Here is a 12,400-nt window from a genome sequence, read left to right on the forward strand (position 1 = left end):
ACCTCTAATATAGCCCTAAATCCAACGGATTTCTTGAATCTAAAGTAACCATTTTAGTCATGTTTTGTGTATGACTTTAGTAATATATACTAAAAGTTATGACTGTTCCTTCTATCAGATTAAAAAATTTTATTACGGTTCTTCAAATAGATCACCAACTGGGTTCTATCCCTTAATTCTAACTTATCTAGTATTCTGGTGATATGATTTTTCACCGTTCCTTCCGTTATATATAACATTTCACTTATCTCCTTATTGCTCTTACCTTCACCTACAAGCTTGGCTATTTCCAACTCCCTAGGGGTTAGGCTTTCTAATATTGACTCTTTTTTGATGGTCTTGCTGCCTTTAATAGCACCAGCTATGGTTTTAGCCACTTCTCCATGGAATAACATGTCTCCTCTATAAACAGATTTAATGCTATTTATCAATTCTTTAGAGCTAACATCTTTGAGAATATAGCCATCTGCCCCATAATTCAGCCCTTGAAATATGTACTCGTCTTCATTGAAAGTAGTAAGTATTATTATCTTTATATGGGGGTATTTTTCTTTTATTATTCTAGTAGCCTCCACCCCATCCATGATGGGCATTCGTATATCCATTAGAATTACATCTGTTTCCTTTTCCTGTAATAATTTAATTGCTTCTTGTCCATTAATAGCCTCTCCAATTATATGTATGTCTTCATAAAGGCTTAACATCATATTTAATCCTTCACGTATAAGAGCTTGATCATCAACTATTAAGACTTTTATCATAATACATCCCCCTAATTGAGATTAAACTCAACTTTTGGGAGACTAATGTCTCCCTTATTCTTCTTGGTCCGTCAAAATCAATGGGCCCTCCTTCGTTATAGCAATAGTATGTTCATACTGAGCTGATAGCTTGCCATCAATAGTCCTGGCTGTCCATTGATTATCGTCTATTGTACAAGCATAATGACCCACGTTAACCATAGGCTCTATGGTTATAACCATACCTTCCATAAGTCTAAATCCTCTACCAGCCTTACCAAAATGGGGTACTTGTGGATCTTCGTGCATATTTCTGCCTATCCCATGACCTACAAAATCTCTCACAACGGAGAATCCTTCAGATTCTACATAAGACTGAATTGCATAGGATATATCCCCTATTCTATTACCTATTATAGCTTTTTCAATACCTATATACAAAGCCTTTTTAGTCACATCTAATAATTTTCTTGCCTCATCGGAGATATTTCCCACCGGATAGCTCCACGCTGAATCTGCCAACCATCCATCTAAGTTAACCACCATATCGATAGTCACAATATCTCCATCTTTTAAAGGAGTTTTTCGGGGAAAACCATGACATATTTCATCATTGATGGAAGCACAAGTTGCATAAGGATATCCATGATAGCCTTTTTGTTCCGGAATTGCTCCTCGCTCCATCAAAAATTCTTCTACAAATTGGTCTATCTCATAGGTGCTAATCCCTGGCCTAATCATCTTAGCAATTTCCTTATGAACAGTTGCTAAAAGTTTACCAGCTCTTTTCATCATTTCTATTTCTTGTTCCGTCTTAATGATAACCATATATCCTTTCCTTTCTATCTATAATTCTATTTTAATATATACCAAAAATACCCGATATAATCAAATATCCTTCTCATTTTGGTTAATTAATGCAATAAATCTTCCATCCTCCCGTAAACTATCTAAATCCTCATCTCTTTTCATCATCTCAATTATTTTAGGATACAACTTTATTGTTTTTTTTAAATCCTCAATAGCCTTATCTTTTTCATTCAATCTAGCATAGCAACAAGCCCTATTATAATATAGATACTTAGCATAAGGATTGTTTTTTATCCCTTCCGTCAACACTTCTATAGACTCTCGATATTTCCCTTCTTCTATATAGATTGCCGATTTATTCAAATAGGAATCGGAATAATTTGGGTTTTTTGCTATAGCTTTATCATAATATTCTAAAGCCTTTTTGTGATTTCTTAATTTTTTATAAATTACTCCCATGTTGAATAAGGCTTTATAATAATTGGGGTTAATCTCTAAACTCTTCTTTATCATATTATATGCCTTATCATATTCTTTTAACTCTTCATAGATGGAACCTAAATTGTTATAAGCAATGTAATCATCAAACTTTAATTTAATAACCTTTTTATAATAAAAGATAGCCTTATCTTTATATCCTAACTCATCATATAGATTAGCTAAATAGAAATAAGCCCTATCATAAAAGGGATCTATTTCAATTGCCTTACAATACATTTTCAACGCTTTTTTATGTTCTTTTAATCTCTCATACATGGTTGCCATACCATAAAAGGCACCTGCTTGATTCTGATCCATAATGGCAATTCTTTGGTATGCTTTTAAAGCCATTTCTGGTATATCCAACTCATCGTATATAAAAGCCATATTATATAGAATTTGAATAGTATCCTTTTTGCCACCTTTAAATCTCAAAGCTTTAGTATAAAATTTAACAGCTCCCATCCTATCTTCAGCTAAATAGGCATTTTCAGCTAGAATTATGTAATTCTTCCTTCTGTCAAGATTATTAAGCCTATTCTTCATCTCATAAACCACTCCTAGATATAATAGTTAATTATAGTTTATCACAATTTACCTTTAGATTATTACTATTCTTAACAAAAATAAAAAAAGCAAGCTCATAGGCTTGCTCTTATATAACTATATTTTTAATGCCCTCACAGAATTTAATATGGCAATGATGGATACGCCAACATCGGCAAAAACTGCCTCCCACATAGTTGCAATACCAAAGGCTCCTAGTACCAATACTATTAACTTCACTCCTAATGCAAATACTATATTTTGAACAACTATTTTTTTGGTATTTTTCGCAATCCTAATACCTTTAGCAATTTTGCCTATTTCATCTGTCATAATTACAATATTGGAAGCCTCAATTGCTGCATCGGACCCTAAAGCCCCCATAGCAATTCCTATATCCGCCCTTGCCAAAACTGGTGCATCGTTTACTCCATCTCCAACGAAGGCTACTTTCCCCCTTGTCTCCTTAATTATCTCTTCTAATATTTTTACCTTGTCTTGAGGTAATAAATTGCCATATACTTCATCTATATCAACGATTTTACTCACTTTTTTTGCAGTTTCTTCTTTATCTCCAGAAAGCATGATTGTTCTTTTTACTCCTTCTGATTTAATGCTTCTAATATCTTCAATTACACCTTCCTTCAACTCATCTGATACTTCTATAGTACCAATATGAACTCCATTTTTACCTACATATACTGTAGTCCCGATGGACGCTTTTTCTGTTATTTTTATATTTTGATCCTCGAATAATTTCTTATTTCCAACAAATACCATGTTCCCATCTATTTCAGCTTCAATTCCCTTTCCAGGTATTTCCCTGTAATTATCAATCCTAGTTTTATCTATTTCTTTTTCATAAGCTTCTACTATGGATTTTCCAATAGGGTGGTTTGAAAAGGATTCGCCTAATGCTGCTAATTCTAATACTTCCTCTTCTGTTACTCCATTATAACTATCTATTGTAGTAACCTTAAATATTCCCTTAGTTATTGTTCCCGTCTTATCGAATACTATGGTATCTACTTCATTCAATCCCTCCAAATAGTTTCCACCTTTTACAAGAATCCCTACTTTAGAAGCTGCTCCAATTCCTCCAAAAAAACCTAGCGGAATGGATATAACTAAGGCACAAGGACAGGATATTACCAAGAATACGAAAGCCCTGTAAGCCCAGTCGGATATATTATAGCCTAAAAGTACAGATGGAATGATTCCTATGGCTAAAGCAATAAATACAACAACCGGTGTATAATATCTGGCAAATTTAGTTATGAAATTTTCTGTAGGAGCCTTTCTGCTTGCTGCATTTTCAACTAAATCTAAAATCTTAGACACTGTAGAATCCTTAAATTGCTTCTCAACCTCCACCTTTATTAGCCCTTCATTATTGATGAAGCCGCTCAATACTCTATCGCCTATATTGATCTCCTTAGGCACTGGCTCTCCTGTTATATTGGATGTATCAACGGTAGATTTCCCCTCTATCACTATACCATCTAAGGGAACCTTTTCTCCTGGTTTTACTATTATACGATCTCCTACATGAACTTCTTTAGGACTTACAATAATTATTTCTCCATCTTTTTCTAAATTGGCATAATCGGGTCGAATATCTATCAAGGACGATATGGATTTTCTTGAATGATTAACTGCTAATCCTTGGAAAAACTCACCTATTTGATAAAATAGCATTACAGCTACTCCTTCTGGATATTCGCCAATGGCAAAAGCCCCTAATGTGGCTACTGTCATTAGAAAGTTTTCATCAAAGGGCTGTTTTGCAAACAAATTCTTTATAGCTTTAATTATAATTTCAGAACCTATAATAACATAGGCTGCTAGATATATTGTAAATCTAGGAATCCCGTCTAGTTTGGATAGCCACGGTATTGCGAAAAGGATTCCACTTATTAATATTTTCATTATATCCCTTTTATCCAAATCACCATGTTCATGATGATGGTTGTATTGAACACTAGTTATTTCCTCCACCACATTTACACCTGGTTCTAATCTTTTCACTATATTTTTAATTTCTTCTATTATGCCCGTTGTTCTATCCTCTTCAACTACTTCAACCCTTAGTTTTTTTGTCACAAAATCCAAAGTTGCATTATCTACACCATCTATTTCATTCGTTAGCTTTTCAATTTTAGATGCACAACCAGCACAATTTAATCCTTCTAACCCTAGAATGAACTCTTTCATCAACATATCCCCCTTATTAGTTATTAAACATTTGAGCAAATGTTCATATGTTTGATTATATTATATGCCCTAAAGGCAAAACTGTCAACAAAAAAACGCCTCTTTAGGCGTTTTTATATACAGTAAAAAGGTCTTCTTACAACTTGATTTCTGCTATTACCCTATATCTAGAATCCCCACATTCTATATCTTCTTTCTCTAATAATTGCCACTCTGACTTTATTCCTATTACTTTTCCTAACTCTTTAAAATAGTACATTATTATTCCAGCATCCATAAGGTCGGTTTTACCTTCTTCTGAGTATTTTAATAAAAGAAGTATTTTATCATCCTTTATAATAAACCTCCAGGGCTGCAAATTATAATTGGATGGAGCAAATCTAATATAATAAAAAAGATCTTCTAATCCTCTTTTCTCCAGTTCCCCAGCATTTATTGAATTACCTATTTTATCTTTAAAAACGATATCGGATACTCCATATCTAGAACTAGTAGGCTCCTGTACAAAGGGGTTTTTTGCCTTTGGGTAACCTAATGCCACTAAATATCCTATATTTTTGTTTTCTTCTCCAAGGACTTTAACTTTAACCCCTCTATCAACATCCTTAATATTAACCCAACAAGTGCCAAGATTCCGATGGGTTAATAAAGTCATCAATTTCTCAGTATAATAGGAAGCAGTAATAATAGACTTATCATTTACTTCTTTTAATCTTACTCCAATATAACAAGGACTTTCTATCATTACTCCAGAATAACCTGCTAAACCATTCAATACATTATAGATTTTTTCTCCCTCTTCAAATAGTATGAAATTAAAATACTTATTATCCACTTCCATTTCTAAATCCTTAAATATTTCCAATACTTCTGTTTTAGTCCTATCATCCATTTTCTTTTTTTTAAAGTCCCTTACCGATTTCCTGTTTTTTAAAAAATTGCCCATTAACATTTCCATCCCCCTTTTAACTGGTATATATTAATATATACCACTATTGCTTTCTCTTAATCCTTTTTAACCTTGAAAGAACCCTATTAATGATAATATATAATTCATTAGATAGTTATGAACTAATATGGCAGAACCTGTTCCCAATACTATACCTGCAACTACATCTGTTGGGTAATGGACTCCTAAGTATATTCTGGAAATTCCAATAAGTAAGGCTATGGGGAAGACTAAAATAGACAATTTAGGCATATTTAAAGCTATGATAGCAGCTATAGAAAAACTGGCGGAAGTATGTCCCGAAGGAAATGAGTAATCCTTTAAAACAATTCCAAAGGTATTCAAATCCTTAAGTATATTATAGGGTCTTTCTCTGCTTAATAGGCTTTTTAAGCTATAGGTAATACTTTGGCTTATAGCAAGCGTTACTGCACCTTGTATCCCAATAATCCTACCAATACCTTTACCAAACACTAAAAGACAAAAAATAATAAAGGTGGTAGAAAAAACTCCTCCTAAATTAGTAAACCTAGGCATAAATCGATCCAAAAATTTAGATTTCATATTTACATTTATAATTTGTATGAATTTTTCATCAAACCACCTAAAGCCTTTCATCATTTTAACACCTCTAAAACAGATAAATACAATTATTTGGTATTGTTTAAATACCCTTATTAAAATATTATAACTCATTTAATCTAAATCTCCATTAAATGATTATATTTTTTGCTTTTTTAATATTTCCATTCATGATAATATAGATAAGGATATACACCTTTTTATAAGTATTTTCCATACAAGGGTGGTGTTTTATGAACCTGAGCAAGGAACAACAACAAGCTATATCTCACGTAAAGGGCCCAGCTTTAGTCTTGGCGGTTCCAGGGGCAGGAAAGACTACCGTACTAATCCATAGGACTGCTAATCTAATTCTCAATGAGGGAGTTAGTCCCCAAAAAATACTATCAGTTACCTTTAGCAGAGCCTCAGCAAAAGATATGAAAGGTAGGTTTAATAGTATTTACGGAGATATTACCAATATACCAGTCCACTTCTCAACTATACATAGTTTTTCTTATGGTGTAATTAGAGAATATGCTTATAAAAATAGGAAACAGTATACCTTAATTGAAGATATGAATAAAGAAATTAATAAGGTTCAAATACTTAGAAATATATACTTAAGCATTAACAAGGAACATATTACTGAGGAAAAACTAGAATCTATAATAAACTCTATAGGATATATTAAGAATATGTTAATAGGCCCAGAAGAATATTTGTCGCAATTTAAGTTGGACATAAGTAATTTCCTTGAAATCTTTCACACTTATGAAAGTTATAAGAAAAACAACCACTTAATAGATTTTGACGATATGCTCACATTAGCTTTAAAAATATTAAGGGAAGATAAATACCTATTAGAAAAATACAGAAAAAAATACGAATACATACAAGTTGATGAAGGACAGGATACTTCGAAAGTTCAATTAGAAATAATAAAAATATTAGCTCACCCTAAGAACAATTTATTTATAGTGGCAGATGATGATCAATCCATTTATGGCTTCAGGGGAGCTTATCCTAAAGGACTATTTGAGTTTAATAAGATATATGGCAATGGGAAAATCTTCTTCATGGAAGAAAATTATCGTTCCTCTAAAAACATAGTAAGCGTTAGCAATAAGTTTATCAAAAAAAACACCCTTAGATTTAATAAGAATATTTTTACAAAAAATCAATATTTTGAACCTATAAAAATAGTTAAGGTAAAAGATTTAGAGGAAGAGTACAGATATCTGATGGAAGAATTAATAAATATAAATGACTATGCTAATACTGCTATATTATATAGAAATAATTTATCTGCCATTGGAATAATCGAATGTCTAGAAAGGAATAGTATCCCATTTTATATAAAGGATATTAATGTTAAATTTTTCGACCACTGGCTAGTTCAGGACATTGTGGATTTTTTCCAACTAGCAAATGATAGCTCTAATATAGCAATTTTTGAAAAAATATATTATAAGATGAACGGTTTTATATCCAAAAAACAAATTAATTATATTAAAACCCTCTATATAAAAGAATCCGTATTTGATAGCCTACTTAGTATACCTGGACTAAATGAATTTTATAGAAAAAATGTATTAGAATTAAAACTCAATTTTAAAAAATTATCTATGATGAATCCCTATGAAGGCATATCCTTCATTGAAAAGTCCTTAGGCTATGGTGATTACCTCAAGGAAAGCCATATGAGATTTGGCTATACTATGGATTCTCTAAAAACGATCCTAAATTATTTGAGAATGATTGCTTCTAATACTGAAGGCTTAAAGAAATTTTTCACAAGATTAAAGTATTTAGAGTATCTTTGTAATCAGTCGAAAAATACAAAAGAAGGTATAACCTTATCTACAATTCATTCAGCCAAAGGATTGGAATTTAATAGAGTATATATTATAGATTTAATCGATGGAGATTTCCCAACTAGTAGTAGCATAGATGCTTTTAAAAAGGGAAATATTGGAGCTATGGAAGAAGAAAGAAGACTTTTCTATGTTGGAATGACTAGGGCAAAAAAATATCTAACTTTAATTACTTATTTAAATAAGGATAGCAAAAAAACAAATCCTTCCAGATTTTTGTTGGATTTAGAGGCTATATGTAATTAACTTAAAGCATTACTTTAATATACAAAACCTTTATTTAAAGCCATTTTTATCTCAAGTTAAACTTTAACGCTAACTTATAAAAAATCGTGAATTTTAAATTATCATATTTTTTAAAAAAATAGGAATACTAAAGACGAAAAGCTACATTCAAAATATAAGAATTGAGGAGGATAAAAGTGGCTAAGAATAAGAAAGATTCTTTAAAGAATCAAAAAAATAATAAGAACAGCAATAAGGGCAAAGACAACAAAGACGATAATAAGAATGATAATAATGTAAACAATGACAATTTCTAATCAAAAGAACCCCATTGCATAATGGGGTTCTTTTGATGTTAATTTATATTTTCTATCTCAGAATAGTCTACAGTAAAATATTCATCCTTATCTATTGATATATGCCCTGAAGTATAGGGTTTGCCTTCCGTAGAAATATAAACCTTCTCTACATTGTAATAATTACCTAAAGTATTTACTATACTCTTTAATATTGTCGATTCCATAGCACTGCCTACATTCATTTCAGTTATTAATTCATTAGAAAAATCCACCCTAACCATCTGATTACCCCTATCCAACAATATGGAGTTAATCTTAACATTCTCAGGAATAGAAGCAAGTAAGTCATCCCTACCAGATTTTTTAAGATTTTCTTCTAAAATCTTCTCTATGCTATCATTTGTATTAAACTCAATACTTTTTTCAATATATGCAACTTTAATATCCTCATACATTGGATAATAAAAGCCAATATTTACTCTATCGGGTTCATATTCCAACCTTTCCAAAAGGGATTTTACCTCAAATTCACCATCCCTATAAATTGATGCCACATGTCCAATTCCTTTAACATAATAATCTGCTTGGTTTCTACCTTCCCCCAATTCAGTAGTTACCTCTAACGCCTTAAAGTTTCCATAGGGGGTTTCTATATCTACGTCTATTCCAGTAATACTCCTTTTGTATCCACCAAAAGTATCCCAGGATGTCCCAATTTTTAAAGGCTCCTTTAAAATTATATTACTATCCCCATTGTTTATATTTAACATGTTTTCGATATGATAGAACTCTCCTTGACTAAAAATCTCCCTAAGTTCACCATCCTTATACTCCAAAACGCTAACTACTACAGTACCTGGATTATATACTTTAATCTGACCCCTATTTTCTCCAATGAATTCGAAAAAAACCCTCTTTTCAGCAAATTCATTTCCCACCCCTTGGTAATCCATTTTCATATTCTCTTTAAATGGGTAATAATCTTCAATAGTTAAACTATCTTCATCATTTCCATCTAAGTTTTTGGCATCGTCTGGTACATTTTTTCCCCCACAGCCAACAAATAATACTGAGATTAAAAGCAGCATTCCTATCAAGGCTCTAATGGTTTTCATCACAAACACCTCATTCTCACACATATTTAGCACACACCTACCTAGATTATGTCCCTTTTTATAAATTTTATATACTCCTCATAAAATTTCTACATTTGCTCTTAATTTATATATAACATCTTTTCTTTCAACAATTATAACAACTCTATTAGATAGGTATTCATCATTTCTAATACTTATTAGAAATTCCTTGTTAGGATTTATAGCAATAGGATTTCCAACCATTTTAAGCATGGACAAATCCCCTACCGTATCCCCATAAGCATAGCTGTTTATTAAATCCACATCATATTTTTTAACAAACTCATCCAAAGTTTTCTGTTTGTTTTCTGAATCCCACATTCTTATTATTTGCCCAGTAAAATTTTCATTTTCATCAACTAAATAAGTAGTTCCTCTGTATTCGGTAACCCCGTACTTTTCAGCCATTTTAGATACCAGGAAATCAGGGCTGCCTGATATGAAAAATACCTTATGCCCTTGATTTTTATGCCATTCTATACGATCTCTAGAATATTTATATACCATGTCACCATTTACATTGATAACTTGCGAAGCAATAAATTCAATATAAGGCTTATTCACTCCTTTTAACTCTTCAATATATACTTTAGCTAAGGTTTCAAGATAATGCTCAAAATCACCAAACCTTTTTTCCCATTCCTCGTATGTAGGCTTTATTTTGTTATACCATATAACTGGGTCAATTACTTCATATTTAATTAGTTTCTTAAAATGCTGTATCATTAATGAATTTCTAAAAAGGGTACCATCAATATCGAAAAAAGCTGCTACATTTCTCATAATATCACCTAATTTCTATTTACTTACTATATAGTATATACCCAAGTAAGCATAGTAGTATCTTTTTATAAAAAGGAAACAAAAAATACCCACAGAGAAACTCTGTAGGTATTTCTATGGTGCTCCTTCAGGGACTCGAACCCCGGACACCCTGATTAAGAGTCAGGTGCTCTAGCCAGCTGAGCTAAAGGAGCCTATCCATTTGACATTATACATTATACTACTATTGATCGGATTTGTCCATACTTTTTTTTAATATTTTATTATAATCTTCTCTTAATAATCCCATTAATATTTCATCATGGTATTTGCCATGCCTAAAAACCCTTTGCCTTAACCTCCCTTCTTCTTTAAAGCCACATTTTAAATATGATTTAATAGCTCGTTCATTAAAACTATAAGTAGCAAGCTGAATCCTATTTATATTAGTATGTTGGAATAAAAAATTAATAAGCACTTTCATGGCATCAGTACCATATCCTTTGCCCCTATATCGTTTATCTCCTATAAAAATCCCCACCTCTGCAGTTCCATTCTTCCAATCATACCAATTGATTCCACAACCTCCAATATATACTTTATCATTTAATGTTTCTATGGCAAAACTATATTTATCTTGGTTCTTATTTTGACTATTAAACCATTCCTGCTCCTTTTCTAAAGTCATCGGATAAGGAATTCCATTGCTTAAATTCAACATAACCTCTGGATCATTCAAATACCTATAAGCCAACTCTACATCAGACTGCTTATATTCCCTTAATCTAACCAATTCTCCTTTTAACATTTTTATCCCCCTCATGACTAGATGTTTTTACTATTATACATTTTTTTATTAAAATGTCAACAAGAAATCCAGACCAAATAGTCTGGATTTATACTTTACTCTTCATATTTTTTATTTAAGAAAAACACTGATAAGGTTCCTGGGCCAGAATGAGCTCCTATGGCACATCCAACCATATTAATTATAAATTGAGTACAGCCAAATTTTTCTTCGATCATCCTTTTTAATTTCATAGCCCCATCTAAGTCATCCCCATGGTTAATTCCAATGACCTGACTTTTTAAATCTGCATGGCCTGCCCTCTCTTCCATTAGCTCGATCATCCTAGCTAATACCTTTTTTCTCCCTCTTACCTTTTCTATTGGTCGTAAAGTGCCATTTCTAGGTATGTCTAAAATAGGCTTTATATTTAATAATCCCCCCATAAAAGCCTGGGTTCGCGTAACCCTTCCGCCTCTATACAAGTATTCAATATCGTCTACTGTAAATATATGCTCTATATGTTCAACGTAGAAATCCAACATATTCAATATTTCTTCTTTGGTTTTTCCTTCTTTTGCCATTTGAGCAGCTTTGTGAACTAATAATCCAAAACCTATGGAAGCAGATTTTGAATCCACTATATCAATATTCATACTAGGATACCTTTCCTTTAATGAATCCCTAACCAAAACTGAAGTCTGGTAGGTACTAGAAAGTCCAGATGAAAAAGCTATGTAGATTACATTTTTTCCTTTCTGTGCACATTCTTCAAACTTTTCTTCAAACATTTTTGGGGGTATTTGAGCAGTTTTATAAACCTGACCCATTCTCATATTGTCATATAAAGTTTTAGGCTCCATAGTAACGCCATCTAAATATTCTTTATCATCTTTAATTACTACAATTGGAAGCACATCTATATCATATTCTTCAATTATTTCTTTAGGTAAATCACAACCACTATCGGTTAGTATTTTCACTAACATTAAATCCCCTCCTTAGTTATCCTGT

Annotated in this window: 11 protein-coding genes and 1 tRNA gene; 1 reads left to right on the top strand and 11 read right to left on the bottom strand. The window is 31.9% G+C overall.

Annotation, left to right across the window (positions count from 1 at the left end; all coding sequences use genetic code 11):
• Positions 1-119 precede the first annotated feature (119 nt).
• From BLV68_RS08615 to BLV68_RS08640, 6 genes are all read right to left on the bottom strand, one after another.
• Entirely contained in the window at positions 120-761 is a 642-nt protein-coding gene (locus BLV68_RS08615; RefSeq protein WP_093752879.1) for a response regulator transcription factor, read from the bottom strand.
• Positions 762-815: 54 nt separating this feature from the next.
• On the bottom strand, positions 816-1,568 hold the full coding sequence (gene map / locus BLV68_RS08620) for a type I methionyl aminopeptidase (RefSeq protein ID WP_093752881.1): 753 nt from the start codon (positions 1,566-1,568) through the stop codon (positions 816-818).
• 60 nt (positions 1,569-1,628) lie between these two features.
• On the bottom strand, positions 1,629-2,576 hold the full coding sequence (locus tag BLV68_RS08625; protein ID WP_093752883.1) for a tetratricopeptide repeat protein: 948 nt from the start codon (positions 2,574-2,576) through the stop codon (positions 1,629-1,631).
• Positions 2,577-2,693: 117 nt separating this feature from the next.
• Positions 2,694-4,790: a heavy metal translocating P-type ATPase gene (locus BLV68_RS08630; RefSeq protein WP_093752885.1), complete on the bottom strand. Its 2,097-nt coding sequence runs from the start codon at positions 4,788-4,790 to the stop codon at positions 2,694-2,696.
• Between the two features lie 136 nt (positions 4,791-4,926).
• A complete protein-coding gene (locus tag BLV68_RS08635) occupies positions 4,927-5,742 on the bottom strand; it encodes a nitroreductase family protein (protein ID WP_159428654.1) in 816 nt (271 codons plus the stop codon).
• Positions 5,743-5,805: 63 nt separating this feature from the next.
• Positions 5,806-6,357 carry a phosphatase PAP2 family protein gene (locus BLV68_RS08640; RefSeq protein ID WP_234949867.1) on the bottom strand — a complete coding sequence of 184 codons (552 nt, stop codon included), beginning with the start codon at positions 6,355-6,357 and terminating at the stop codon, positions 5,806-5,808.
• Positions 6,358-6,554: 197 nt separating this feature from the next.
• On the opposite strand from BLV68_RS08640, the gene BLV68_RS08645 reads away from it, so the two are divergent.
• Entirely contained in the window at positions 6,555-8,423 is a 1,869-nt protein-coding gene (locus BLV68_RS08645) for an ATP-dependent helicase (RefSeq protein ID WP_093752889.1), read from the top strand.
• Positions 8,424-8,757: 334 nt separating this feature from the next.
• Here BLV68_RS08645 and BLV68_RS08650 read toward each other — a convergent pair whose 3' ends face one another.
• From BLV68_RS08650 to BLV68_RS08670, 5 genes are all read right to left on the bottom strand, one after another.
• Positions 8,758-9,816, bottom strand: coding sequence for a GerMN domain-containing protein (locus tag BLV68_RS08650; protein ID WP_159428655.1), 1,059 nt, complete (start codon positions 9,814-9,816; stop codon positions 8,758-8,760).
• 78 nt (positions 9,817-9,894) lie between these two features.
• Positions 9,895-10,620 carry an HAD family hydrolase gene (locus BLV68_RS08655; protein ID WP_093752893.1) on the bottom strand — a complete coding sequence of 242 codons (726 nt, stop codon included), beginning with the start codon at positions 10,618-10,620 and terminating at the stop codon, positions 9,895-9,897.
• Positions 10,621-10,737: 117 nt separating this feature from the next.
• Positions 10,738-10,814: transfer RNA gene (locus BLV68_RS08660), tRNA-Lys, on the bottom strand.
• A 29-nt stretch (positions 10,815-10,843) separates the two neighbouring features.
• On the bottom strand, positions 10,844-11,407 hold the full coding sequence (locus BLV68_RS08665; protein ID WP_093752895.1) for a GNAT family N-acetyltransferase: 564 nt from the start codon (positions 11,405-11,407) through the stop codon (positions 10,844-10,846).
• Positions 11,408-11,502: 95 nt separating this feature from the next.
• Entirely contained in the window at positions 11,503-12,375 is an 873-nt protein-coding gene (locus BLV68_RS08670) for a DegV family protein (RefSeq protein WP_093752897.1), read from the bottom strand.
• Between the last annotated feature and the right edge of the window lie 25 nt (positions 12,376-12,400).

The organism is Tepidimicrobium xylanilyticum (assembly GCF_900106765.1).
In the GTDB taxonomy this organism is placed as follows: domain Bacteria; phylum Bacillota; class Clostridia; order Tissierellales; family Tepidimicrobiaceae; genus Tepidimicrobium; species Tepidimicrobium xylanilyticum.

What these genes read in the sequence shown, in the direction of transcription:
- BLV68_RS08615 (WP_093752879.1), bottom strand. Translation starts at nt 761, where the DNA reads ATGATAAAAGTCTTAATAGTTGATGATCAAGCTCTTATACGTGAAGGA.
- map (WP_093752881.1), bottom strand. Translation starts at nt 1,568, where the DNA reads ATGGTTATCATTAAGACGGAACAAGAAATAGAAATGATGAAAAGAGCT.
- BLV68_RS08625 (WP_093752883.1), bottom strand. Translation starts at nt 2,576, where the DNA reads ATGAAGAATAGGCTTAATAATCTTGACAGAAGGAAGAATTACATAATT.
- BLV68_RS08630 (WP_093752885.1), bottom strand. Translation starts at nt 4,790, where the DNA reads ATGAAAGAGTTCATTCTAGGGTTAGAAGGATTAAATTGTGCTGGTTGT.
- BLV68_RS08635 (WP_159428654.1), bottom strand. Translation starts at nt 5,742, where the DNA reads ATGTTAATGGGCAATTTTTTAAAAAACAGGAAATCGGTAAGGGACTTT.
- BLV68_RS08640 (WP_234949867.1), bottom strand. Translation starts at nt 6,357, where the DNA reads ATGAAAGGCTTTAGGTGGTTTGATGAAAAATTCATACAAATTATAAAT.
- BLV68_RS08645 (WP_093752889.1), top strand. Translation starts at nt 6,555, where the DNA reads ATGAACCTGAGCAAGGAACAACAACAAGCTATATCTCACGTAAAGGGC.
- BLV68_RS08650 (WP_159428655.1), bottom strand. Translation starts at nt 9,816, where the DNA reads ATGAAAACCATTAGAGCCTTGATAGGAATGCTGCTTTTAATCTCAGTA.
- BLV68_RS08655 (WP_093752893.1), bottom strand. Translation starts at nt 10,620, where the DNA reads ATGAGAAATGTAGCAGCTTTTTTCGATATTGATGGTACCCTTTTTAGA.
- BLV68_RS08665 (WP_093752895.1), bottom strand. Translation starts at nt 11,407, where the DNA reads ATGTTAAAAGGAGAATTGGTTAGATTAAGGGAATATAAGCAGTCTGAT.
- BLV68_RS08670 (WP_093752897.1), bottom strand. Translation starts at nt 12,375, where the DNA reads ATGTTAGTGAAAATACTAACCGATAGTGGTTGTGATTTACCTAAAGAA.